Annotated in this window: 19 protein-coding genes and 1 riboswitch; of the genes, 8 read left to right on the top strand and 11 right to left on the bottom strand. The window is 71.1% G+C overall.

Going from position 1 to position 23806, the window contains the following annotated elements; genetic code table 11:
- Positions 1–3 precede the first annotated feature (3 nt).
- Positions 4–486 carry a VOC family protein gene (locus AC068Z_RS03945; protein WP_478551966.1) on the top strand — a complete coding sequence of 161 codons (483 nt, stop codon included), beginning with the start codon at positions 4–6 and terminating at the stop codon, positions 484–486.
- Between the two features lie 16 nt (positions 487–502).
- Here AC068Z_RS03945 and AC068Z_RS03950 read toward each other — a convergent pair whose 3' ends face one another.
- The gene (locus tag AC068Z_RS03950; protein WP_478551968.1) at positions 503–2047 is read right to left on the bottom strand and encodes a tetratricopeptide repeat protein; all 1545 of its coding nucleotides are present in this window, start codon (positions 2045–2047) and stop codon (positions 503–505) included.
- A gap of 161 nt (positions 2048–2208) precedes the next feature.
- Here AC068Z_RS03950 and AC068Z_RS03955 point away from each other — a divergent pair, with 161 nt between their 5' ends.
- Together AC068Z_RS03955 and AC068Z_RS03960 are read left to right on the top strand one after the other, a co-directional pair.
- Complete coding sequence (locus AC068Z_RS03955) at positions 2209–2709, top strand: DUF6668 family protein (RefSeq protein WP_478551970.1); 501 nt, start codon at positions 2209–2211, stop codon at positions 2707–2709.
- Between the two features lie 102 nt (positions 2710–2811).
- Positions 2812–3417: a flavodoxin family protein gene (locus tag AC068Z_RS03960; protein WP_478551972.1), complete on the top strand. Its 606-nt coding sequence runs from the start codon at positions 2812–2814 to the stop codon at positions 3415–3417.
- On the opposite strand, the gene AC068Z_RS03965 is transcribed toward AC068Z_RS03960, so the two are convergent.
- From AC068Z_RS03965 to AC068Z_RS03985, 5 genes are all read right to left on the bottom strand, one after another.
- Positions 3407–4276 (bottom strand): ABC transporter permease, encoded by an 870-nt coding sequence (locus AC068Z_RS03965; protein ID WP_478551974.1) that lies wholly within the window; start codon positions 4274–4276, stop codon positions 3407–3409. The genes AC068Z_RS03960 and AC068Z_RS03965 overlap by 11 nt on opposite strands.
- Complete coding sequence (locus AC068Z_RS03970; protein ID WP_478551976.1) at positions 4263–5267, bottom strand: ABC transporter ATP-binding protein; 1005 nt, start codon at positions 5265–5267, stop codon at positions 4263–4265. Before AC068Z_RS03970 ends, AC068Z_RS03965 begins: the two co-directional genes overlap by 14 nt.
- A 10-nt stretch (positions 5268–5277) precedes the next feature.
- A complete protein-coding gene (locus tag AC068Z_RS03975) occupies positions 5278–6486 on the bottom strand; it encodes a LolA family protein (RefSeq protein ID WP_478551978.1) in 1209 nt (402 codons plus the stop codon).
- A gap of 245 nt (positions 6487–6731) precedes the next feature.
- Positions 6732–7640 (bottom strand): CHRD domain-containing protein, encoded by a 909-nt coding sequence (locus tag AC068Z_RS03980; protein ID WP_478551980.1) that lies wholly within the window; start codon positions 7638–7640, stop codon positions 6732–6734.
- Positions 7641–7828: 188 nt separating this feature from the next.
- On the bottom strand, positions 7829–8839 hold the full coding sequence (locus tag AC068Z_RS03985; RefSeq protein ID WP_478551982.1) for a polyprenyl synthetase family protein: 1011 nt from the start codon (positions 8837–8839) through the stop codon (positions 7829–7831).
- A gap of 272 nt (positions 8840–9111) precedes the next feature.
- Between AC068Z_RS03985 and AC068Z_RS03990 the strand changes: the two genes are divergently transcribed.
- Both AC068Z_RS03990 and AC068Z_RS03995 read left to right on the top strand, forming a co-directional pair.
- The gene (locus tag AC068Z_RS03990; protein ID WP_478551984.1) at positions 9112–11154 is read left to right on the top strand and encodes a CocE/NonD family hydrolase; all 2043 of its coding nucleotides are present in this window, start codon (positions 9112–9114) and stop codon (positions 11152–11154) included.
- Between the two features lie 268 nt (positions 11155–11422).
- Positions 11423–11605: riboswitch (cyclic di-AMP (ydaO/yuaA leader) on the top strand.
- 3 nt (positions 11606–11608) lie between these two features.
- Positions 11609–12085: a transglycosylase SLT domain-containing protein gene (locus tag AC068Z_RS03995; protein WP_478551986.1), complete on the top strand. Its 477-nt coding sequence runs from the start codon at positions 11609–11611 to the stop codon at positions 12083–12085.
- 36 nt (positions 12086–12121) lie between these two features.
- On the opposite strand, the gene AC068Z_RS04000 is transcribed toward AC068Z_RS03995, so the two are convergent.
- Positions 12122–12928, bottom strand: a complete 807-nt coding sequence (locus AC068Z_RS04000; protein WP_478551988.1) for an HAD family hydrolase — start codon at positions 12926–12928, stop codon at positions 12122–12124.
- Between the two features lie 153 nt (positions 12929–13081).
- Here AC068Z_RS04000 and AC068Z_RS04005 point away from each other — a divergent pair, with 153 nt between their 5' ends.
- The 3 genes from AC068Z_RS04005 to AC068Z_RS04015 all read left to right on the top strand — a co-directional run bounded on the left by AC068Z_RS04005 (position 13082) and on the right by AC068Z_RS04015 (position 16246).
- Positions 13082–13753, top strand: coding sequence for a hypothetical protein (locus tag AC068Z_RS04005; RefSeq protein WP_478551990.1), 672 nt, complete (start codon positions 13082–13084; stop codon positions 13751–13753).
- Between the two features lie 100 nt (positions 13754–13853).
- Positions 13854–15068, top strand: a complete 1215-nt coding sequence (gene fahA / locus AC068Z_RS04010; RefSeq protein WP_478551991.1) for a fumarylacetoacetase — start codon at positions 13854–13856, stop codon at positions 15066–15068.
- A gap of 239 nt (positions 15069–15307) precedes the next feature.
- A complete protein-coding gene (locus AC068Z_RS04015; protein ID WP_478551993.1) occupies positions 15308–16246 on the top strand; it encodes a M56 family metallopeptidase in 939 nt (312 codons plus the stop codon).
- A 132-nt stretch (positions 16247–16378) separates the two neighbouring features.
- Here AC068Z_RS04015 and recQ read toward each other — a convergent pair whose 3' ends face one another.
- From recQ to nuoL, 4 genes are all read right to left on the bottom strand, one after another.
- Positions 16379–18355, bottom strand: a complete 1977-nt coding sequence (gene recQ, locus AC068Z_RS04020) for a DNA helicase RecQ (RefSeq protein WP_478552290.1) — start codon at positions 18353–18355, stop codon at positions 16379–16381.
- Between the two features lie 301 nt (positions 18356–18656).
- On the bottom strand, positions 18657–20306 hold the full coding sequence (gene nuoN, locus AC068Z_RS04025) for an NADH-quinone oxidoreductase subunit NuoN (protein WP_478551995.1): 1650 nt from the start codon (positions 20304–20306) through the stop codon (positions 18657–18659).
- The gene (locus tag AC068Z_RS04030; RefSeq protein ID WP_478551997.1) at positions 20303–21874 is read right to left on the bottom strand and encodes an NADH-quinone oxidoreductase subunit M; all 1572 of its coding nucleotides are present in this window, start codon (positions 21872–21874) and stop codon (positions 20303–20305) included. The genes nuoN and AC068Z_RS04030 overlap by 4 nt, the downstream gene beginning before the upstream one ends.
- A gap of 5 nt (positions 21875–21879) precedes the next feature.
- Positions 21880–23793 carry an NADH-quinone oxidoreductase subunit L gene (nuoL, locus tag AC068Z_RS04035; protein WP_478551999.1) on the bottom strand — a complete coding sequence of 638 codons (1914 nt, stop codon included), beginning with the start codon at positions 23791–23793 and terminating at the stop codon, positions 21880–21882.
- Positions 23794–23806 lie beyond the last annotated feature (13 nt).

A 23806-nucleotide genomic window follows, 5' to 3' on the forward strand; every position in this document is an offset into this window, starting at 1 on the left:
CCCATGACGCAGACACCTGAATCCGCATCAGCTCCCGCGCCGCTGCACTGGAAGCTCGTCATCGACTGCGCGAGCCCTCAGTCGCAGGCGGACTTCTGGGCCGCCGCGCTGCACTACGAGGTCGAGGACAACGACGCGCTCATCCAGCGGCTGCTGGAACTCGGCGCGCTGCCGCGCGAGGCCACCGTGGAGTTCCACGCGCGGCTCGCCTTCCGGGACCTGGTCGCCGTACGGCATCCCGAGGACCCGTACGACAAGGACAGCGGCACCGGGCTCGGGCGGCGGCTGCTGTTCCAGCGGGTGCCGGAGGAGAAGACCGTCAAGAACCGGCTCCATCTCGACGTGCACGCGGGCGAGGGGCGGCGGGAGGCGGAGGTGGAGCGGTTGCGGGGACTCGGCGCGCGGGTGCTGCGGGAGGTCGCGGAGCCGTCGGGGGCGTGGGTCGTGATGGCGGATCCGGAGGGAAACGAGTTCTGCGTGCAGTGAGCACGACAGGGCCTCGCTAGGGCTGTGCGTTCCGGGCGCGGTCGGTGAGCCGATCCATGCGGGCGCGGGCCGACTCCAGCCGCTCGGTGTCCTCCGCGGCCGGGCCGCCCTCGGCGACGAGCGTCGCCCACAGGGTGACCAGGTCCTGGCCCAGGCGCAGGCCCGGCTCCGGATCGCGTACGCCGCGCCAGGCGGTCGCCGCGCTCAGGACGTTGCCGTACGCGGCCTCGGCGTCCTGGGCACGGTGGTGTATCCGGGCCAGGTCGAGCGAGAGGGCGCAGGCCTGCGCGGGCTCGCCGGCCAGGTAGGCGATGTACGCGGCCAGTTCCCGCAGTCGCAGCACCTCGGGGTGTTCGGGGCCCAGGCTCTGGGAGGCCTGCGCCACGGTCCGCGCCGCCAGCTCCGCCGCGTCGGGCGTGCGCCCGTCCCGGACGGCCTCGTTGATCCGGGCCACGGGTTCCGCGAGGAGAGTGGTGCCGGTGGGCGGCCCGTCGCCGAGCACGGCTTCGGCCACGGCGTCGAAGCCCCGGGGCGGGGTGGGCGGCTTGGGCCCGGCGTCGAGGGCCGGGTCCTCCGGGACGGGGTCCACGTGCGCGGGGGGCTTACGGGCGACCAGGGGCCGAGTCCGCGCGTCGAACGGCCCCGGCACCGGCGCGTCCATCACGGGCGGCGGCCCGAACTCCCCCATCGGCGGAGCGACTGTGCCGGGGGTGTGGGCGGGGTCGTGGGCGGGGTCGTCGGGGAGGGGTGCGTCCGGGAACCGGGCTGGGTCGGGGGCGGCGTCCCGTACGGGATCGGGCAGGGGTGCGTCCGAGGACCGGGCCGGATCGGGTACGGGCGCTTCCGGGAACCGGGCCGGGTCGGGGGCGGCGTCCCGTACGGGATCGGGCAGGGGTGCGTCCGAGGACCGGGCCGGATCGGGTACGGGTGCGTCCGGGAACCGGGCCGGATCAGGTACGGGCGCTTCCGGGAACTGGGGCGACTCAGGTACGGCGTCCCGTACGGGATCGGGTACAGGTGCGGCCGGGGACCGGGCCGGATCGGATACGGGCGCTTCCGGGAAGCGGGGCGACTCGGGTACGGCGGCCCGTGCGGGGGCGGGCAGGGGTGTGTCCGGGAGTCGGGTGGGGTCGGGGACGGCTCGGAGGGGGAACGTCGGGGCGGGGTCGGGCACGGCCCGCAACAGGTGGGTCGGCCTGTCCCGCTTCGGCCGCGGTGGCTCTTCCGGCGCGAGGCGTACGGCGTCCTCGCCGCGCGGAGCCGTCGGGACCGGGTTCCCCGCCAGTTCGCTGGAGCCGTCCGGGTTCACCTGCAGGGGTACGGCGTAGCCGATGCGGTCGTCCTGGATCGTCGCCCGGACCGGGGCGCCGGTGGTCAGGGCGATGCCGTGCAGGTGGTTCAGGACGGTCTGCTGGATCTCCTCGCCGTCGGCCGCCCTGACCGGGACGCCACCGACCGAGGCGGTACGCGGGTCGGCGGACGGGACGTGCACGTCGATCGGGGAAGCCGAAGGCCCAGCCTGCTGCTGTTCCCGCTTCTTCGCGCGGCTGAGTCGAGACATCGGTTCCTCACTCGCTGGCTACACCTACCACCGAGTCTCTCCGCAGGTGCCCGGCGCACACGTCACCGCCGCGTCACAGCCTCGTTCCAGGACTCCCGCCCGCTCCCGGCACCGCCCCCGCCCACCGAAGATCATTGGCGTGACGAGGGAGGAACACGGGCATGCGGACTGACGTGCAGCAGGGACCGGAGATCTGGATACGCGGACCGGTGGCCGTACCGCCGGGCGAGGACGCGCGGCCGTCCGCCACACCGCGCCGCTACTCCTGGGTCGCGACCCACGGCGGCGCCGGTGCCACCACCCTCGCCCGCGTCTACGGCGGCCACGACTGCGGACGCGACTGGCCCGGGCCCGCCGCTCCGCGGTCCGTCCTCCTGGTCGGCCGTACGCACGCCGGCGGGCTGGACGCCGTACGGCGGGCGGTGGAGGCGTTTCGCTACGGACAGGTGCCCCCCGGCCTCGATCTCGACGGAGTGGTGCTCGTCGCGGACGCGCCCGGGCGGCTGCCGCGGCAGTTGGCCCAAGGGGTGAAGGCGATCGAATCACTCGTCGACGTGTACCGCGTGCCCTGGGTGCAGGCCTGGCGGCTCGGGGAGACGGACGGGAAGCCGCCCCGGGAAACGGAAGCCCTGGCTCACCTCATGGGAGCCGTGCGCCGATAGAACCCGCTCGACAATTCAACCCCCTCGACAATTACTTGCGTACGCATATACTGCAGATGCAGTTTGTTCGCGCACGCCGACCATTCGCATCCTGGGGGATCCATGACCCGCCGTTTCCTGTTCGTCCTCGGCAGCAGCCGCACCGACGGCAACACCGAGTTCCTCGCCCGCCGCGCCGCCGAGCAGTTGCCGGAGGACGTCGAGCAGGAGTGGATCGATCTCGCCGAGCATCCGCTGCCGGACTTCGAGGATCTGCGCCACGACACCGACCACGTCCGCCCGACCGAGGGCCCGGTCGCACGGCTGCTCGACGCCACCGTCGCCGCGACGGACATCGTGATCGCCTCGCCGCTGTACTGGTACACCCTGTCCGCGCCGGCCAAGCGCTACCTCGACTACTGGTCCGGCTGGCTGCGCACCCCCGGCCTGGACTTCAAGGCGACCATGGCGGGGCGCACGCTGTGGGGCGTCACCGTGCTCTCCGACCACGAGCCCGTGGTCGCCGACCCGCTGATCGGCGCGCTCAACAACTCGGCCGCGTACATGGGGATGCGCTTCGGCGGGGTGCTGCTCGGCAACGGCAGCAAGCCCGGTGACGTACGCAACGACACCGAGGCGCTGACCCGCGCGAAGTCGTTCTTCCAGAGCTTCGAGGGGGAGGCACCGCTCGCGCGGTTCCCGTTCCAGGACCAGTCGCCTACGCCGTGATGTCCTTCGCCGCGAACCTCGCCCACGCCGCCGTACCGAACACCCCGGCGTACAGGGCCTGCAGGCCGAGGTTCTTCACCAGGTCGTCCCAGTAGACCGGGTCCCGCATCAGGTCGGCGAAGGACAGCCAGTAGTGGGAGAAGAAGTACGGCTGGAACGCGTCGAGCTGGGGAATCTGGTCGAGGATCTGGACGGTGATCAGCAGGCCCACCGTCGTCGCCATCGCCGCGATGCCGCTGTTGGTCAGGGTCGAGACGAACAGGCCCAGCGCCGCGAGCCCGGTCAGGGACGCGGCGACGACCAGCGCGATCAGCAGGGCCCGGCCGAGCCCTTCGGTGAAGCCGATCCGGGTGCCGGAGATCGTCGTCAGGTCCCCCAGCGGGAAGAGCAGCGCGCCGACCGTGAGCGCCGAGGCCGCGACCACGAGCGTGGCCAGCAGGCAGAAGGCCATCGTGGTCGCGTACTTGGTGAGCAGCAGCCGGGTGCGGCCCGCCGGGGCGACCAGGAGGTAGCGCAGGGTGCCCGCGTTCGCCTCGCCGGCGATGGCGTCGCCCGCGACGACACCGACGGCCATCGGCAGGAAGAAGGGGAGCGTCGCGGCGAGGGCGGTGAAGACCAGGAACAGACCGTTGTTGGTGATCTGCGAGATGAAGGCGGGGCCCTCCCCTCCCCCGCCGTCCATGGATCCGCCGTCACCGGTCTCGATCTTCACCGCGACACCGACGAGGACCGGTACGGCGGCCAGGACGCCCAGCAGGGCGAGCGTGCGCCAGCGTCGGAGCGTCATACGCAGCTCGTCGCGGAGGAGCCCGAAGGACCACAGCGGGTTCGCCGGGCGCGTGAGTTCAGCCCGCGACATCGAAGCCCTCCCCCGTCAGCGCCACGAACGCGTCCTCCAGCGAGGCCCGTTCGATCGTGAAGCCCCGCACCCGAACTCCTGCTGTCACCAACGCCTCGTTGATGTCCGAGAGTTCCCCGTTCGGGGGTTCCGCCGTCACCCGGTCGTCGTCGATCACGACGTCGGACAGCCCCTGCTCCTTCAGCACCCGGGCCGCGTCCGCCGCGTCCGGGGTCGTCACGAGGAGGCGACCGCGCGCCCCCGCCGCCAGCTCCGCCACCGCGCCCTGGGTGATCAGCCGGCCCTGCGCCATCACCGCCGCGTGGGTGCACACCTGCTCGATCTCGTCGAGGAGGTGGGAGGAGAGGAAGACGGTCGTGCCGTCGGAGGCCAACTCCCGTATCAGCGCCCGGATCTCGCGCATGCCCTGCGGGTCGAGGCCGTTGGTCGGCTCGTCCAGCACCAGCAGCCGGCGCGGCTGGAGCAGCGCCGCCGCGAGCCCGAGCCGCTGCTTCATGCCGAGCGAGTACGCCTTGGCCTTCTTGCCCGCGGCGGCCGTCAGGCCCACCCGGTCTAGCGCCGCCGCGACGCGGTCGCGCCGGGTGCGCGGGTCGGCGGTCGGGTCCGCGGCGTCGTAGCGCAGGAGGTTGTCGCGGCCGGAGAGGAATCCGTAGAGCGCCGGGCCCTCGATGAGGGCGCCGACGTGCGGGAGGACCGCGCGGGTCGCCCGGGGCATGGGGCGGCCGAGCACCCGGGCGGTGCCCGAGGTGGGTTCGATGAGCCCCATGAGCATCCGGATGGTGGTGGTCTTGCCGGAGCCGTTGGGGCCGAGGAAGCCGAAGACGCTCCCCGCCGGGACGGTCAGATCGAGGCCGTCCACGGCGAGTTGTCCGCCGCGGTAGCGCTTGGTCAGCGCGCGGGTGACGATCACGCTGTCACCCGCGGGGTGCCGCTCCGGTTCGGCTGCGGGTTCCCCTGCCGGTTCCGCTTCCGCGGCGGACGTTTCGGTCATGGGTGCCTTCTTACCCGGCGTTCGCCGCCTTCACCAGGGCATCCTTGGTGACCGCTCCGACGTAGACCTTGCCGTCCTCCGTGATCAAGGCGTTGACCAGGCGGGTCTTGAAGACGGTGCCCTCGCCGAACTCGCCCTTCACCTTGTCGCCGAGGGAGTCCAGGAAGCCGCCGAGGTCACCGCCGACCTCGGAGCCGGAGGGGATGCCCTCGCCGCCGCCGTCCAGGACGGCGATGGAGTTCCAGCCCTCGCCGATGACCTCGGGCTCGCCCTCGGGGGCGACCTCAGGGGCCGTGGAGTGCCCGTCCGGGGCCTTGGAGTGCTCTTCCGGGGCCTGGACCTCGTCCTCCTCGGTGACCTTGGCACCCTTCGGCGGGGTGAAGTCGAAGGTGGAGGCGTCCGGCTTGGCGAAGCTGACCTGGGTGAAGCCCGCGTCCACCACGGCGGCGCCGCCGCTCGACGGGGTGAGCGTGAACTTCAGCGGCATGCCCGTCTTCGCGTCCACGGCCACGGTGATGGCGCCGACCGTGGTGTCGTCCTGCTTGGGCTTGATCAGCAGCCGGTAGGCGTCCCGGCCCGCGACCTGCGCGGTGCCGTCGACGGTGACGGAGGTGGTGTCGTCGACCGCCTTCAGGGCCTCCTCGGTGAGGTCCTTGGGCGTGGCGGGGGTCTCGTGGGTGCCCTCCTCGTGGGTGCCCTCCTCGGCGGTGCCGTGGAAGACCTCGTTGGAGGCGCTGTCGTAGCCCCAGACGTCCTTGCCGTTGTGGATCAGGCTGTACTCGGCGGCGTTCTCCAGCAGGGAGAGCTTCTGCCGGTCGGGGCCGTCGACGGCGACGCGCAGGGTGTGCGTGCCGGACACCAGCTCGGTGAGCTTGGCCGACGGGTCGGCGGACGAGCCGTCCCCGGACTCCATGGCCCCGGAGGCCAGCGAGCTCTCCAGACCACCGAGGTCGGGCAGCCCCAGATCGGTGCTGATCTTCACGGTCCCGGACAGCCGCTGTACGTCGGACTCGGCGATCTTCTCGATGAGTTGCTGTGCGCTGATCTCCGGCAGATCGGGGTCGCCGGAGTCGGCGATGGCGGGGACGAGACCGATGGTCGCCGCCGCCACGCCCACCACCGCGACCGGCACCACGTACCGCGCGGCCTTGCGTCGCCCGGAGCGCAGGTCGTCGGTCTCGTCCGCGGTCGTGCTGTCGTCGGATTCGTACGGTGCCATGTGTGCCTTACCTCCGTCGTCGGCGGCGGCCTGCCAACTCCCGTGCGTCCAGCCCGTAGCCGCCATTCTCACCCGAATCGGTGAGGAGTGGTGTTTTCCGTTGTCACCATCTGACCAAATCGGTCGCGCCCAAGCGTCAGACCGCGGGCTCAACTCCGTGTACACCTGCGGTATGACATGAGAGGGCGGCGTCTCCCCCGACCCGTAGGGGTCGCGGGGGAGGACGCCGCCCGGGGTGCTCTCGATCAGCCCTGGATGAACACGTAGTCCGCCTGGTAGGGCACGCCGACGATCGCCCCCGGGGCGCAGGAGCCGGCCGGGGCGACGCCGCCGACGGTGTTGAGCCGCAGGATCTCGGCCGTTTGGGCGAGCAGGCCCCGGTGCTTGCCGGACTGAGTGGCCTTCAGGTCCAGCTCGGGGATGTTCCCCGGCCCGTTCGGGGTCCTGCTGATGACCGATCCGGTGACCGCGCTGCGGTCGGGCGCGATCCACTGCGGGGTACCGGAGTTGGGCGCGACGAAGGAGTGCGCGATCGGCCCGGCCAGCACCGCGCCGACGTCCCGCTGGGCGAAGGCGTGGCCGCCGCCCTCGGCCGGCTTGCACTCGTAGATCTGCCGGCCCTTGATGACGGAGGCCTGGAAGTTGTCGAGCGCGTCGCGGAAGTCGAAGGCGGTGGTGACCTTGTGGAGCTGCCCGCGGACGGCGCCGGCCGGGAACTCGGCGGTGTGCAGGTTGGCGTAGAACGAACCGGGGTCGGACCTCAGGGAGTTGAGCAGGGCCGGGTCCTTCACCTGGACGCTGCCGGTGAGGGTCTTGCCCTTGCTCTTCGGGAGCAGCCCGGTGAGGTCGACCTTGACCCCGCCGTCGGTGCCCTTGACTCCCTGGTGGATGTGGAGCTTGGTGGGCCGGTCGACTCCGCGCCACTTGACGGCGACGGACACCTTGTCGCCCTTGACCTGGAGGAACTGGAGGGCGGCGCCGTCCGTGTCCCCGCCGGACACCTCGTTGGCGCCGCGCAGGCTGGCGGCGAGGATGACGCCGCCATGGTCAGCGGTCCCGCCGTCGTGGGCGGTCCCGCCGTCGTGGGCTGTGGCGGAGGTGGGCACCAGAGCGGCGGCCACGGCGACAGCGGCGACGATCAGGCTCGTACGCATGAGTTTTCTCCCCGTATGTCAGCCCACGCCCCCTGCGTCGGCTTCTGGGCATGAATACGGGGAGATCCGAGCATGGACTCAGGCCAGTGATGTGAGGCAGGTCACGAATACCTGCCTAGGGGCGCGGGGAACCGCGCGACCAGCCACGACGCACGCGCGGACGGCGCTGAGGCAGCGAGGGGGCACCCCTAGCCCGCCCGATGCACCACCGCGTCGCACAGCTCCATCAGCGCGGCCTTGGCATCGCACTCCGGCAGCGGAGCCAGCGAAGCCCGCGCGTCCTGCGCGTACCGCACGGTGTCCCGCCGAGCCTGCTCCAGGGCCGGATGCCCGCGCAGCCCGGCCAGGGCCTGCGCGAGCCGCGTGTCGTCGCTCAGGTCGGAGTCCAGCAGCTCGCACAGGGCGACGTCCTCCGCCAGCCCCAGCCGCTCCGCCCGCTCGCGCAGCCGCAGCACGGGCAGCGTCGGAATGCCCTCGCGCAGATCCGTGCCCGGGGTCTTGCCGGACTCGTGCGAGTCGGAGGCGATGTCCAGCACGTCGTCCGCGAGCTGGAAGGCGACCCCCAGCCGCTCGCCGTACTGGGTGAGCACGTCCACGACCGTCTCGTCGGCCCCCGACATCATCGCGCCGAACCGGCACGACACCGCCACCAGCGAGCCCGTCTTCCCGGCCAGGACGTCCAGGTAGTGCTCGACCGGGTCCCGGCCGTCCTGCGGCCCCGCGGTCTCCAGGATCTGCCCGGTCACAAGCCGTTCGAACGCCTCGGCCTGCACCCGGACCGCCTCCGGACCGAGGTCGGCGAGGGTGTGCGAGGCACGGGCGAACAGGAAGTCGCCCGTGAGGACCGCGACCGAGTTGCCCCAGCGGGTGTTCGCGCTGTCCACCCCGCGCCGGACCTCGGCCTCGTCCATCACGTCGTCGTGGTACAGCGTCGCCAGGTGGGTCAGCTCCACCACCACGGCCGACGGCACGATCCCCGGCGCGTACGGGTCCCCGAACTGCGCGGCGAGCATCACGAGCAACGGCCTGAACCGCTTCCCGCCGGCGCGCACGAGATGCTGGGCTGCCTCGGTGATGAAGGGGACCTCGCTCTTGGTGGCCTCGAGCAATCCCTCCTCGACAGCCGCCAATCCGGCCTGGACATCGGCTTCCAGAGCCTGGTCCCGCACGCTCAGCCCGAACGGCCCGACGACGGTCACGAGGGGTCTCCTGTCTGCTGGTGTCTACTGGCGATTACGCGGTTTGTCGATAGGTCGCTGCCTTCACTCAAGTCAGCGTATCCGGTCACGTTTCGATCACCGTCGCCGCCCACCGGTCCACGACGGGCGGTATCGGATCACGGCGGCTATGTTTTTGATCACCTGATAAGAACGGATATCCATCGACTTACGTGGAAGTAGTGGAGCGTGTCTCGAACCGAAGTCGATGTCCCACCCGGCGGCGACCCGGCCCGAACACCAGGGTTCCCGCGATGAGCCCGCACATCCGTACGTCGTTCCCCTACGAGACGACCCACGAGGACCTCCGTATCCCGCTCGCGGACGGAACCCTGCTCTACGCGCGGGTGTGGCGCCCGCTCACCGACGAGCCCGTCCCGGCGCTCCTCGAGTACCTCCCCCACCGGCTTACAGACCGGACGGCGCCGCGCGACTTCCAGCGCCACCCCTGGTACGCCGGTCACGGCTACGCCTCCGTCCGGGTGGACGTCCGCGGGCACGGCAACAGCGAGGGGCTGCCGACGGACGAGTACTCGGCGACGGAGCTGGCCGACGGGGTGGAGGTGGTGCACTGGCTGGCGGCCCAGCCCTGGTGCGACGGCAAGGTCGGCATGTTCGGCATCTCCTGGGGTGGCTTCAGCTCCCTCCGGATCGCGGCCCTCGCGCCCGAGCCGCTCAAGGCGATCGTCACGGTCTGCTCCACCGACGATCGCTATGACAACGACGTGCACTACACCGGAGGTTCCGTCCTCGCGGTCGACATGCACGCCCGGTCGGCGACCATGCTCGCCCTCGCCTCCCGCCCACCCGATCCGCGCTACGTCGGCGACGCCTGGCGGGACCTGTGGCTGAGGCGCCTGGGGGCCGTCGAACCGCTCCTGCACACCTGGCTGGCCCACCAGACGCGGGACGACTACTGGCGCCACGGCAGCGTCCGCGAGGACTACGGCGCCATCGACGCCGCCGTCCTCGCGGTGGGCGGCTGGCACGACCCGTACCGCGACACCGTGCTCCGGCTGGTCGAACACCTGCCCGCCGAACGTGTCCGCGGCCTGATCGGCCCCTGGTCCCACCAGTACCCCGACCGCGGCCGGCCGCCGGGCCCGGCGATCGGCTTCCTCCAGGAGACCCTGCGCTGGTGGGACCACTGGCTGAAGGGCCGGGGGACCCTCCCGGAACCCCTCCTGCGCGCCTACGTCAGCGACTCCCACCCGCCCGCCACGGTCTACGACGCCCTGCCCGGCCGCTGGGTCGGCGAGCCGGCCTGGCCCTCCCCGAACGTCACACACATGACGTACGCCCTCCAGGGCTCCCCCGTGCTCGTACGGTCGCCCATGCACACCGGGGTGGACGCCGGCCGCTTCCTCCCCCTCGGGAACGACGCCGATCTGCCACCGGACCAGCGGGAGGAGGACGGCCGCTCGGCCTGCTTCGAGTTCGCGGTGGGCGAGGAGACCTGGGTGCTGGGGCGGCCGAGGGTGCGGCTGCGGCTGACCTCGGAGGTGCCGCGCGGGCAGGTCGTCGCCCGGGTCTGCGACGTCGCCCCCGACGGCTCCTCGACGCTCGTCACGCGGGGTGTGCTGAACCTCGCCGCGCGGCACGGCCGCGACCGGGCGGTGCCGTGGGAACCGGGCGCCACGCAGGACGTCTCGTTCGAGCTGAACGGCATCGGCCACGCCTTCCCGGCCGGTCATCGCATCCGGCTCGCGGTGTCGTCGGCGTACTGGCCCTGGGTCTGGCCCCAGCCGGAGTCCGCGGCGGGCTTCACCCTGGATCCGGCGGGGAGCTTCCTGGAACTGCCGGTACGCGCGCGTGAGGCCGCTTCCGCCGCTGTCGGCAAGGGCGGCTCCGAGATCACTTCCGAGACCGACGCCGGGATCACCTTCGAGGAGCCGGAGCAGGCCGAGCCGCTGGGCGTGAGCCACCCCGTCACCCTGGACGAGCCGCCGCCCGAGCGGCTCGTCGTCCGTGACGTGGCCAAGGGCGAGTGGCGCCTGGACGTCGATCCGCGCTACGGCGGCACACGCCTGTACCCCGATGGCCTGGAGTTCACCGAGGACGCGCTGGAGACGTACACGATCCAGGAATCGGACCCGCTCTCCGCCCGCGCCCGCTCGGACTGGTCGATCCGGCTGCACCGCCCGGAACTGACGTGGGACACCTTCGTGCAAACCCGTTCGGAGATCGCCTGCGACGCGGAGGACTTCGTCGCCACGAACGAGGTGATCTGCCGGGAGGGCGGCGAGGTGGTGTTCCACCGGACGTGGGAGAAGCGGATCCCGCGAACGGCCGGTTGATAAGGCCCTATTGGATTGATTGCCCGTTTTGGCACGTCTTGCGCTCGGCGTGAGTTGACTCACGCGGAGAGACGCACAGGGATCCCACAGACTCACCCCGATACACCGCCATTGCTTGCGAGTTGAACCTTGGCACCCGCAAAGGCGCCACCTCCGCACACCCCTTGGGCAAAGATCAAATCCCGCGATATGTGAATCCGCCACTTGTTTCGGACATGTGCTCTCGCATACGTTCCCGGCCTGTCGGGCGGACGCCTCATCCTGCCGCCGTCCGACTCCACCGAGATCTTCGTACGGCAGGAGCGGGGGACCCAGGTAAGTCGCCGGGCCGGACGTCTTCGGACGTACCGGTACGGCTCGGGGTGAAGTCGTGTGCCACTTCGTGGTGCGCGGCCGGGCAGCTCCCGCCCGAACCCGACAGCTCACCTCGCAGGCGCCGGAGAGGAACTTCGTCATGTCCGCTGCCGCTCAGCCGCGCCGCCCCCGCCGTATCGCCCGCAAGCTCGCCGTCCTCGGCACCGGAGCCGCCGTACTCGCGCTCCCGCTCATCGGCGCGACCAACGCCTCGGCCGCCACCTCGACCGTCACCACCGCCACCTCGCTCGGGTACACCAACAACCTCGACGGCTGGATCCGCGCGTCCCTCCAGGTCATGGCGCAGAACGGGATCCCCGGCAGCTACGACGGCATCTACCGCAACATCATGCGGGAGTCCTCGGGCAACCAGTACGCGATCAACAACTGGGACTCCAACGCCGCCGCCGGCACCCCGTCCAAGGGCCTGCTCCAGGTGATCGACCCGACCTTCCAGGCGTACCACGTGGCGGGCACCTCGTACGACCCCTACGACCCGGTCGCGAACATCACCGCCGCCTGCAACTACGCGGCCCAGCGGTACGGCTCGATCGACAACGTCTTCGGCGCGTACTGAGCCTTCTCCGGGCCACCGTCCAAGCGGCCGTCCGGGCTATCGGAAGAGTCTTTCGAGGACGACGGCGATGCCGTCGTCCTCGTTCGACAGGGTGATCTCGTCGGCGACCGCCTTGAGTTCGGGGTGGGCGTTGGCCATCGCGACGCCGTGCGCCGCCCAGTCGAACATCGGGATGTCGTTGGGCATGTCCCCGAAGGCGATCGTCCGCTCCGGGCCGAGGCCGAGGTGGTCGGCGGCCAGCGCGAGGCCGGTCGCCTTGGTGATGCCGCATGGCTGAAGTTCGACGGTCCCCGGTCCCGACATGGTGACGGTCGCCAGCGAACCGACCACCGAGCGGGCCGTCGCCGCCAACTGGTCGTCGGACAGGTCGGGATGGCGCAGCAGCACTTTGCTGATCGGCTCGCACCAGAGGTCGTCGCGCCGCCCGACCCGCACCGCGGGCAGGGTGGGGTGCGGCATCAGGTAGCCGGGCTCGATCAGCGTGAGCCCGTCGACGCCGTCCTGGTCGACGGCCGCGTACACCTGCCCCACCTCGGCCTCGATCTTGCCGAGCGCGGTCTCGGCCAACTCCCGGTCCAGGGTGACCGACCACAGCAGACGGTCCGCGCCGGCGTCGTACACCTGCGCGCCCTGCCCGCACACCGCGAGCCCCTCACTGCCGAGGATGTCGAGGAGCGGCCGCACCCTGGGCGCCGGCCTCCCGGTCACCACCAGGTGCCGGGCGCCGGACTCCGCCACCCGCGCGAGCGCGGCGAGCGACCGGTCCGAGAGCGTGTCGTCGCCTCGGAGCAGCGTTCCGTCCAGGTCGGTGGCGATGAGTGAATATGCGATGGGTGCGGCCATGATCAGAGAATACGGACAGGACGCCCCGGCGACTCAGCGCGAACCGGACGACCCCGGCGTCCACCACAGCCCCGCGCGCCCCCTCCAACTCCCTTGACATCAACCGCATCTGGTGAAATGAGGGCACTGCTGTGACGGACGGGGGCGAGCGGCATGACCGGTCAGGGCGGAACATTCTCGGCATATCTCCGGGAGGCCGCGGCGGGCGTCCTCGAGCGCTTCCCCGAGCGGCTGAGACCTGAGATCTACGCCCTCTCCTTCCGTATCTGGCGGGTCGACGACGACGATCGCCGCCCGTACGTCGCCATCGGCTACAACACGGAGTCCCAGTACGAGCGGGAACGGAGCCCGGACGACCCCGGCGAGGCCCGCTGGAACTACGCCTGTTGGCTCCTGGACGGCTTCGAGACGCTGGGCAGCGCGCCGCAGGATCCCGTCGGCGGCCCGCTGTACGAGGACGAGATCAGGCGGCTCGGCCTGTGGTTCGAGGAGCGGGAGGACGACGAGGGCGCGGAGGGTGCGGAGGGCGCCGAGGGTGCGGAGGGCGCCGAGGACGAGGGGCGGGAGGAGGACGCGGGGGACGACGAGCGCGACGCCAAGCGCGAGCTGCTCGGACTCCACTTCGCCGACGCCTGCATCGGCCTGGCCCGCCACCTCCACGAGAGCGGCCGTATCGAGGCGGTCCTGGGCCGTCCGCTGCCCATCGTGGTGTTCGACATGTACTCCCCCGGCTGGGAGGTCGAGGCCACCGAGGCGGCCAACCCGCCGGAGCTGATCGAGGGCTTCCTGGCCTGGCAGCGGGCGCAGGGCGCCTTCGACCACTGATCATCTCGGTCCTTCGGCACTGCCCAAGAGGGGTGCCCCACACGTAACGTGTCCGGCGACGACACGGACCCGTGGCACGCACGAGAGTGAGGCAGCACCCATGCCCCCCTTCGATCTCCCCGAGGGCGACCCCTTCGGCCCGCACAACCTTCCGTACGGTGTCTTCTCCGTCCCCGGTGAGGACGGAGCGCGCCGGGTCGGTGTACGGCTCGGCGACCACGTCCTCGACGCGGGGGCGGCGGCGCGGGCGCTGGGTTCCCCGTACGCCTCCCTGCTCGACCGGCCCACGCTCAACCCGCTGCTGGCCGCCGGCCGCACCGCCTGGTCGGACGTGCGCCGGGCGCTGACGGCCTGGGTCACGGTGCCGTCGCACCGGGAGACGATCGAGCCGCTGTTCCACCCGCTGTCCTCGGTGACCCTGCACCTCCCCTTCGAGGTCGCGGACTACGTCGACTTCTACGCCTCCGAGAACCACGCCCGGAACGTCGGCCAGATGTTCCGCCCCGATGCGGCGGACTCCCTCACCCCGAACTGGAAGCACCTCCCGATCGGCTACCACGGCCGCTCCGGCACGGTCGTCGTCTCCGGCACGGATGTCGTACGGCCCTCCGGCCAGCGCAAGGCCCCGGCCGACGCGGCCCCCGTCTTCGGCCCGTCCGTCCGCCTGGACATCGAGGCGGAGGTCGGCTTCGTGGTGGGCGTGCCCTCGGCGATGGGCAGCCCGGTCGCCCTCGGTGACTTCCGGGAGCACGTCTTCGGGCTCTGCCTGCTCAACGACTGGTCCGCGCGTGACGTCCAGGCCTGGGAGTACGTCCCGCTCGGCCCGTTCCTCGGCAAGTCCTTCGCCACCTCGGTGTCGGCGTGGATCACCCCGCTGGACGCCCTGGACGAGGCCCGCGTGGCGCCGCCGGAGCGCACGCACGAACTGCTGCCCTACCTGGACGACGCGGCGGAGGAGCCCGGCGGCTACGACCTGCGGATCTCGGTGTCCCTCAACGGCCATGTGATCGCCGAGCCCCCCTTCTCCACGATGTACTGGACGGCCGCCCAACAGCTCGCCCACATGACGGTCAACGGTGCCTCCCTGCGCACCGGCGACCTCTACGGCTCCGGCACGGTCAGCGGCCCGACGGAACGCGAACGCGGCTCTCTGCTGGAGCTGACCTGGAACGGCCGCGACGCCCTCGAACTCCCCGACGGCAAGCGCACCTTCCTGGAGGACGGCGACGTGGTGACCCTGTCGGCCTGGGCCCCGGGCCCGGACGGGGCCCGGGTGGGGCTGGGCGAGGTGACGGGGCGGGTGGTCGCGGGGTGAGGCGTACGCCTGCCTACACCCTCCAATAGCCCCCGTCCGTACGGGCGTTGACGCTCCTGTGCGACGGTCGCCGCTCGTCTCGTCCCAGCGGACAGTTCACCGGCCGCAGACATCTGCCGCGTGCCCTCCGCCGCCGTCATACTTGGCGGCGGACGGTGCGCGCGGCACCCGCTCCGCACCGCCCGCGCACGGCCCGCCCCGCAGCCGCCTTGTCCCGACCAGGATCCGGAGCCCGTGGCATGACCGTCTGCCTGCTCCTGCTGAGCGCCGTCGCTCTGACGGCCGCCGTGCCGGTGCCGCGTTCCCTGACCCGGGCCGCCTGGCCGGAACGGGAGCCGGTGGTCGGGCTGTGGGTGTGGCAGTGCCTGGTCGCCACCGTCCTGCTGTGCTGTCTGACGGCCCTGGTCCTGGGCGCCGCCGCCGTCTTCCACACGGTCCGCGACCATGTCTTCGCGCCCGCGCCACCGGCCGTGACCGCGGCGTACGACCTGTCCGCGGCGCCGGTCTGGGCGACCGCGCTCACCCTGCTGCTGGCCTGCGGCGCCGCCTGGACGACGGCGATGCTGGCCCGCGAGCTGGTCGAGGCCCGCCGAAGCCGCGGCCAGGCCAGGGCCCACTTGAGTGAACGCGCGCCGGACCTGCCGGCGGGGCTGCCGGCCGCGCGCGGCCCCTTGCTGGTGCTGGAGGACGAATACCCGGACGCCTGGTGGATGCCGGGCAACCCGCCCCAGCTGATCGTCACGACGGGCGCCCTGCACCGGCTGACCGACCACCAGCTGGACGCGGTCCTCACCCACGAACGCGGCCACGCGCGCGCCCGCCACGACTGGCTGCTGCACCTCTCCACGGCCCTTGCCACCGGCTTCCCCCGAATCCCGTTGTTCTCCCACTTCTGCGACCAGACGCACCGGCTGGTCGAACTGGCCGCGGACGACACGGCGTCCCGTCGGTGCGGTCATCTCACGACGGCTCTGGCCCTGATCGAGCTGAACCAGCACCGAGGCGTCCTGTCCTGCGCCTCCAGCCACCGCCTCCTGGGCGAACGAGTGGACCGCCTCCTGGAACCCCGCCCCCGCCTGGGCCGCCGCCACCGAGTCCTGACGGCCACGACAGCGGCGCTGGTCCCCCTGCTCCCGCTGCTGATCGTGTTCGGCCCGGGTTTGACGGCGCTGGCGTAGGACTGCCGTCCTTCGGGTGCGGCTCGGTGGGGGCTGGTCGCGCAGTTCCCCGCGCCCCTTGGGTACGTGCAGCACCGGTGAGCCAATCAGCGCCGCCACGCCACGCCGGCTACCGCCCCCGGTACATCCCCCTCACGCCCAGTCGTCCGGCTCGGGCTCCGGATCGGGCTCGTCCTCAGGCCACGCGTCCTCCCCGGCAGCCTCGGCCCCCGCCCCGGCACCCGCGCCCCCCAGCCCGGCCAGCACCCCGATCACGCCCTCGCCGTACGTCGCCAGCTTCTTCTCCCCCACGCCTCCGACGCTCGCCAACTCCCGCACCGACGAAGGCCACACCGTCACGATCTCCCGCAAGGTCGCGTCGTGGAAGATCACATACGCCGGAACCCCCTGCTCCCGAGCCTGCTCGGCCCGCCAGGCCCGCAACGCCTCGAACGCGGGCGCCAGATGCGACGGCAACTCCGCCACCGCCGCCTTCGCCTTCCGCTCGCCCTTCCCCGACGCCCCCGAAGCCGACCGCGAGGACACCGGCTTCTTCGGCTCCTTGCGCAGCGGCACCTCCCGCTCCCGCCGCAGCACTCCCCCGCTGCCCTCGGTCAGCACCAAGGTCCCGTACTCGCCCTCGACAGCGAGCAGCCCCTGCGCCAGCAACTGCCGGATGACACCCCGCCATTCGCCCTCGCTCAGCTCCTCCCCGATGCCGAACACCGACAGCTGGTCGTGGTCGAACTGGATGACCTTGCCCGTCCGCTTCCCCAGCAGGATGTCGATGATCTGCACGGCCCCGAACTTCTGACCCCGTTCCCGCTGCAACCGCACCACCGTCGACAGCACCTTCTGCGCCGCGACGGTGCCGTCCCAGGTCTCCGGCGGGGTCAGGCACGTGTCGCAGTTCCCGCACCCGGAGAGGTCCGGCTCCTGCCCGAAGTAGGCGAGCAGTTGCCCTCGCCGGCACTGAGCCGTCTCGCACAGCGCCAGCATCGCGTCCAGATGGGCCGCCGCCCGCCGCCGGAAGGCCTCGTCGCCCTCGCCCGACTGGATCAGCTTGCGCTGCTGTATGACGTCGTTGAGGCCGTACGCCATCCATGCCGTGGACGGCAGACCGTCCCGGCCGGCGCGGCCGGTCTCCTGGTAGTAGCCCTCGACCGACTTCGGCAGGTCCAGGTGGGCCACGAACCGCACGTCCGGCTTGTCGATGCCCATGCCGAAGGCGATCGTCGCCACCACGACCAGACCCTCCTCCCGCAGGAACCGGGACTGGTGCGCCGCACGCGTCCCCGCGTCGAGCCCGGCGTGATACGGCACCGCCTCGACGCCGTTGCGGCACAGGAACTCCGCCGTCTTCTCCACGGAGTTGCGCGAGAGGCAGTAGACGATGCCCGCGTCCCCGGCGTGCTCCTCGCGCAGGAAGCCCAGCAGCTGCTTCTTGGGGTCGGCCTTCGGCACGATCCGGTACTGGATGTTGGGCCGGTCGAAGCTCGCCACGAAGTGCCGGGCCGTCGGCATGTTAAGCCGCTGGGTGATCTCCTGGTGCGTCGCGTGGGTGGCGGTGGCCGTGAGCGCGATCCGCGGCACCTCCGGCCAGCGCTCACCGAGCAGGGACAGCGTCAGATAGTCGGGGCGGAAGTCATGGCCCCACTGGGACACACAGTGCGCCTCGTCGATCGCGAACACCGAGATCTTGCCGCGCGAGAGCAGCTCCAGCGTGGATTCCAGGCGCAGCCGCTCCGGCGCCAGATACAGCAGGTCCAGCTCCCCGGCCAGGAACTCGGCCTCCACCACCCGGCGCTCGTCGAAGTCCTGCGTGGAGTTGACGAACCCGGCCCGCACCCCTAGCGCCCGCAGCGCGTCCACCTGGTCCTGCATCAGCGCGATCAGGGGCGAGACGACGATGCCCGTACCGGGTCTGACCAGGGACGGAATCTGGTAGCACAGGGACTTGCCGCCGCCGGTCGGCATGAGGACCACGGCGTCGCCACCGGCCACCACATGCTCGATGACCGCTTCCTGCTCGCCCCGGAAGGCCTCGTACCCGAAGACCCTGTGGAGCGTGGCGAGCGCCTCGCTCGCGGTTGCCGCTGTCATCGCACCGATCCCGCCCGTCCCGCCCATCGTCGTGCCCCCCGTACGTCGCTCCTCGACCACTGCGTCCACGATAGGCGTCCGCACCGACAGTGCCGGAGTTATCCACAGGCTGCTCACGTGACGTTCAGTAGTCAGTCCATTGGCCCCTGTCACCTGGCGGCGCCCGACCTGCCGGAACATGCTCGTCGGGCGGGACGGGGGAGGCCCGCCCACCTCTCGACCTCGGCGGACGGCGTGCCGTACGGGCGCGCCCGAACCAGCGCGGCTCATGCGAAAGGCCCCGGCTCCCCTCTCGGGATTCCGGGGCCCTCCACGCGGAAGCCGCAGGTCAGCGTACGAACACCCCGGCATCGCTCGCGAGGTCCAGGAAGTACTGCGGCGCCACGCCGAGCACCAGCGTGACCGCCACGCCGACCCCGATCGCCGTCATCGTCAGCGGCGACGGCACGGCGACCGTCGGGCCCTCCGGCCGGGGCTCGCTGAAGAACATCAGCACGATGACCCGGATGTAGAAGAAGGCCGCGATGGCCGACGAGATCACACCGACCACGACCAGCGGGGCCGCCCCGCCCTCCGCCGCGGCCTTGAACACCGCGAACTTGCCCGCGAACCCGGAGGTCAGCGGGATGCCCGCGAAGGCCAGCAGGAACACCGCGAACACGGCCGCCACCAGCGGCGAACGCCGGCCGAGCCCCGCCCACTTGGACAGGTGCGTCGCCTCGCCGCCCGCGTCGCGGACCAGTGTGACGACCGCGAAGGCGCCGATCGTCACGAACGAGTACGCGGCCAGGTAGAAGAGGACCGAGGACACACCGTCCGGCGTGGTCGCGATGACACCGGCGAGGATGAAGCCCGCGTGCGCGATCGACGAGTACGCCAGCAGCCGCTTGATGTCGGTCTGCGTGATCGCGACGATGGCGCCGCCCAGCATGGTGATGATCGCGACGGCCCACATGACCGGCCGCCAGTCCCAGCGCAGGCCGGGCAGCACGACGTACAGGACCCGCAGCAGCGCGCCGAAGGCCGCCACCTTGGTCGCCGCCGCCATGAAGCCGGTCACCGGGGTCGGAGCGCCCTGGTACACGTCCGGCGTCCACATGTGGAAGGGGACGGCGCCGACCTTGAACAGCAGGCCCATGACGAGCATCGCCATGCCGATGAGCAGCAGGGCGTCATTGCCCATGGTGTCCGCGAGGGCCGGGTCGACGGTGGTGAGGGTGCCGTCGACGACCTGCGCGATCGTCGCGTACGACACCGAGCCCGCGTAGCCGTACAGCAGCGCGATGCCGAACAGGGTGAACGCGGAGGCGAAGGCGCCGAGCAGGAAGTACTTCACCGCCGCTTCCTGCGACATCAGCCGCTTGCGGCGGGCGAGGGCGCACATCAGGTACAGCGGGAGGGAGAAGACCTCCAGCGCGATGAACAGTGTCAGCAGGTCGTTGGCCGCCGGGAAGACCAGCATGCCCGCGACGGCGAAGAGCAGCAGCGGGAACACCTCGGTGGTGGTGAACCCGGCCTTGACCGCGGCCTTCTCGCTGTCGCTGCCCGGCACGGAGGCCGCCTGCGCGGCGAAGGAGTCGACCCGGTTGCCGTGCGCCTCCGGATCGAGCCGCCGTTCCGCGAAGGTGAACAGGCCGACCAGACCGGCCAGCAGGATCGTGCCTTGGAGGAAGAGGGCGGGGCCGTCGACGGCGATGGCGCCCATCGCCGCGATACCCGCCTTCGTGGTGCCGTAGCCGTCGGCCGCGAGCGTGACCACCGCGGCGAAGGCGGCGGTGAGCGCGACGGCGGACACGAACACCTGAGCGTAGTAGCGGGACTTGCGCGGGACGGCCGCCTCGATCAGCACGCCCACGATCGCCGCGCCGACGACGATCAGCGTGGGCGACAACTGTCCGTATTCGATCTTCGGCGCGTCGATCTTCGAGATCGGATCGGCCGCGGTTGTCCACAGGCTGTGGACGGCTGATGCGCTCACTTGGCCGCCTCCACCTCGGGCTGGGGGTCCTTCTTCTGTACGTCGGACATGGTCTGCTCGACCGCCGGGTTGACGATGTCCGTGACGGGCTTCGGGTAGACGCCCAGGAAGATCAGCAGTACGACCAGCGGGGCGACCACGGCGAGTTCCCGCACCCGCAGATCGGGCATCGCGGAGACCTCGGGCTTCACCGGGCCCGTCATCGTCCGCTGGTACAGCACGAGGGTGTAGAGCGCGGCGAGCACGATGCCGAAGGTCGCGATGATGCCGACCACCGGGTATCTCGCGTACGTGCCGACCAGGACCAGGAACTCACTGACGAACGGGGCGAGTCCGGGCAGCGACAGCGTCGCGAGGCCGCCGATCAGGAAGGTGCCGGCGAGCACCGGGGCGACCTTCTGCACTCCGCCGTAGTCCGCGATGAGCCGCGAGCCGCGCCGCGAGATCAGGAAGCCGGCCACCAGCATCAACGCGGCCGTCGAGATGCCGTGGTTGACCATGTACAGCGTCGCGCCGGACTGGCCCTGGCTGGTCATCGCGAAGATGCCCATGATGATGAAGCCGAAGTGCGAGATCGACGCGTAGGCCACCAGACGCTTGATGTCCCGCTGGCCGACGGCCAGCAGCGCGCCGTAGACGATGCTGATCAGCGCGAGGACCAGGATCGCGGGCGTCGCCCACTTCGAGGCCTCGGGGAAGAGCCCGAGGCAGAAGCGGAGCATCGCGAAGGTGCCGACCTTGTCGACGACCGCGGTGATGAGGACGGCGACCGGGGCGGTGGCCTCACCCATGGCGTTGGGCAGCCAGGTGTGCAGTGGCCACAGGGGTGCCTTCACCGCGAACGCGAAGAAGAAGCCGAGGAACAGCCAGCGTTCGGTGTCGGTCGCCATGTCCAGCGAGCCGTTGGCGCGGGCCTCGGCGATCTCGGGGAGCGAGAAGTTCCCGGCGACCACGTACAGGCCGATCACCGCGGCCAGCATGATCAGACCGCCGACCAGGTTGTAGAGGAGGAACTTCACCGCGGCGTACGAGCGTTGTGTCGACGCCACCTCCTCGCCGTGCTCATGGGCACGGTCCCCGAAGCCTCCGATGAGGAAGTACATCGGGATGAGCATGGCCTCGAAGAAGATGTAGAAGAGGAAGACGTCGGTGGCCTCGAAGGAGAGGATCACCATCGCCTCGACGGCCAGGATCAGGGCGAAGAAGCCCTGCGTCGGCCGCCACCGCTTGCTGCCGGTCTCCAGCGGGTCGGCGTCGTGCCACCCCGCGAGGACGATGAACGGGATCAGCAGGGCGGTCAGCGCGATCAGGGCCACCGCGATGCCGTCCACGCCCAGGTCGTACCGGACCCCGAACTCCTTGATCCAGGAGTGGGATTCGGTGAGCTGGTAGCGGTCACCGTCCGGGTCGAAGCGGACCAGGATCGCGACGGCGAGCGCGAGCGTGCCGAGCGAGAAGAGCAGCGCCAGCCACTTGGCCGTGGTGCGCCGCGCGGCCGGTACGGCCGCCGTGGCGATCGCCCCGATCGCGGGGAGCGCCGCCGTCGCTGTCAGCAGGGGAAAGGACATCGGTATCAGACCGCCCTCATCAGCAGGGTCGCGGCGACGAGGAGTGCCGCACCGCCGAACATCGAGACCGCGTACGACCGCGCGAAGCCGTTCTGCAGTCGGCGCAGCCGTCCGGAGAGGCCGCCGACCGAGGCCGCCGTGCCGTTGACGACGCCGTCGACCAAGGTGTGGTCGACGTACACCAGGGAGCGCGTGAGGTGCTCGCCGCCGCGGACGAGGACGACGTGGTTGAAGTCGTCCTGGAGCAGGTCGCGCCGGGCGGCCCGGGTGAGCAGCGACCCGCGCGGGGCGACGACCGGCACCGGGCGGCGGCCGTACTGCAGGTAGGCGACGGTGACGCCGATGACCATCACGGCCACCGTGGACGTCGTGACCGTGGCCGCGCTGAGCGGGGAGTCGCCGTGGTCGTGCCCGGTGATGGGCTCCAGCCAGTGCACGAAGCGGTCGCCGATGCTGAACAGGCCGCCCGCGAAGACCGATCCGAAGGCCAGCACGATCATCGGGATCGTCATGGAGCTCGGCGACTCGTGCGGGTGCGGTTCGTGGCCGTGCTCGTCGGGCTGCCAGCGCTTCTCGCCGAAGAACGTCATCAGCATCACGCGCGTCATGTAGTACGCCGTGATCGCCGCGCCCAGCAGGGCGCAGGCCCCGAGGATCCAGCCCTCGGTGCCGCCCTTGGCGAACGCCGCCTCGATGATCTTGTCCTTGGAGAAGAAGCCGGACAGGCCCGGGAAGCCGATGATGGCGAGGTAGCCGAGGCCGAAGGTGATGAAGGTGACCGGCATGTACTTCCGCAGGCCGCCGTACTTGCGCATGTCGACCTCGTCGTTCATGCCGTGCATGACCGAACCGGCGCCGAGGAAGAGCCCGGCCTTGAAGAAGCCGTGGGTCACCAGGTGCATGATCGCGAAGACGTAGCCGATCGGGCCGAGGCCCGCGGCGAGGACCATGTAGCCGATCTGCGACATGGTCGAACCGGCCAGCGCCTTCTTGATGTCGTCCTTCGCGCAACCGACGATCGCACCGAACAGGAGCGTGACGGCGCCGACGATGGTGACGACCAGCTGCGCGTCCGGAGCGGCGTTGAAGATCGCGCCGGAGCGCACGATCAGGTAGACGCCCGCCGTCACCATCGTGGCCGCGTGGATCAGGGCCGAGACCGGGGTCGGGCCCTCCATCGCGTCCCCGAGCCAGGACTGCAGCGGCACCTGGGCGGACTTGCCGCAGGCCGCGAGCAGCAGCATCAGGCCGATGGCGGTGAGCGTGCCCTCGGAGGTCTCGCCGACCAGTCCGGGCTCCTCGTGGCTGCCGAGCAGCGGGCCGAAGGCGAAGGTCCCGAAGGTGGTGAACATGATCATGATGGCGATCGACAGACCCATGTCGCCGACGCGGTTGACCAGGAACGCCTTCTTCGCGGCCGTGGCGGCGCTGGGCTTGTGCTGCCAGAAGCCGATCAGCAGGTAGGAGGCGAGACCGACGCCCTCCCAGCCGACGTAGAGCAGCAGGTAGTTGTCGGCGAGGACCAGCAGGAGCATCGCCGCGAGGAACAGGTTCAGATAACCGAAGAAGCGGCGGCGGCGCTCGTCGTGCTCCATGTACCCGATCGAGTACAGGTGGATCAGCGAGCCGACGCCGGTGATCAGCAGGACGAACGTCATCGACAGCTGGTCGAGCTGGAAGGCGACGTCCGCCTGGAAGCCCTCCACCGGGATCCAGCTGAACAGGTGCTGGGTCAGCGTCCGGTCCTCGGCGTCCTTGCCGAGCAGGTCGAAGAAGAGGATCGCGCCGAACACGAAGGACACGGACGCGAGCAGCGTGCCGATCCAGTGCCCGACGGCGTCCAGGCGCCGGCCGCCGCACAGCAGGACCGCCGCTCCGAGCAAGGGCGCCGCGATGAGCAGCGCAATCAGGTTCTCCACGATTCAGCGACCC

This window comes from Streptomyces sp. NPDC043726 (genome assembly GCF_056436565.1).

Bases quoted from the DNA above. Each gene is read 5' to 3' on its own strand.
- AC068Z_RS03950 (WP_478551968.1), bottom strand. From the start codon at position 2,047: ATGTCTCGACTCAGCCGCGCGAAGAAGCGGGAACAGCAGCAGGCTGGG.
- AC068Z_RS03965 (WP_478551974.1), bottom strand. From the start codon at position 4,276: ATGTCGCGGGCTGAACTCACGCGCCCGGCGAACCCGCTGTGGTCCTTC.
- AC068Z_RS03960 (WP_478551972.1), top strand. From the start codon at position 2,812: ATGACCCGCCGTTTCCTGTTCGTCCTCGGCAGCAGCCGCACCGACGGC.
- AC068Z_RS03995 (WP_478551986.1), top strand. From the start codon at position 11,609: ATGTCCGCTGCCGCTCAGCCGCGCCGCCCCCGCCGTATCGCCCGCAAG.
- AC068Z_RS03990 (WP_478551984.1), top strand. From the start codon at position 9,112: ATGAGCCCGCACATCCGTACGTCGTTCCCCTACGAGACGACCCACGAG.
- AC068Z_RS03980 (WP_478551980.1), bottom strand. From the start codon at position 7,640: ATGCGTACGAGCCTGATCGTCGCCGCTGTCGCCGTGGCCGCCGCTCTG.
- recQ (WP_478552290.1), bottom strand. From the start codon at position 18,355: ATGGGCGGGACGGGCGGGATCGGTGCGATGACAGCGGCAACCGCGAGC.
- AC068Z_RS03975 (WP_478551978.1), bottom strand. From the start codon at position 6,486: ATGGCACCGTACGAATCCGACGACAGCACGACCGCGGACGAGACCGAC.
- AC068Z_RS03955 (WP_478551970.1), top strand. From the start codon at position 2,209: ATGCGGACTGACGTGCAGCAGGGACCGGAGATCTGGATACGCGGACCG.
- fahA (WP_478551991.1), top strand. From the start codon at position 13,854: ATGCCCCCCTTCGATCTCCCCGAGGGCGACCCCTTCGGCCCGCACAAC.
- AC068Z_RS04015 (WP_478551993.1), top strand. From the start codon at position 15,308: ATGACCGTCTGCCTGCTCCTGCTGAGCGCCGTCGCTCTGACGGCCGCC.
- AC068Z_RS04030 (WP_478551997.1), bottom strand. From the start codon at position 21,874: ATGTCCTTTCCCCTGCTGACAGCGACGGCGGCGCTCCCCGCGATCGGG.
- AC068Z_RS04005 (WP_478551990.1), top strand. From the start codon at position 13,082: ATGACCGGTCAGGGCGGAACATTCTCGGCATATCTCCGGGAGGCCGCG.
- AC068Z_RS03945 (WP_478551966.1), top strand. From the start codon at position 4: ATGACGCAGACACCTGAATCCGCATCAGCTCCCGCGCCGCTGCACTGG.
- AC068Z_RS04000 (WP_478551988.1), bottom strand. From the start codon at position 12,928: ATGGCCGCACCCATCGCATATTCACTCATCGCCACCGACCTGGACGGA.
- AC068Z_RS03970 (WP_478551976.1), bottom strand. From the start codon at position 5,267: ATGACCGAAACGTCCGCCGCGGAAGCGGAACCGGCAGGGGAACCCGCA.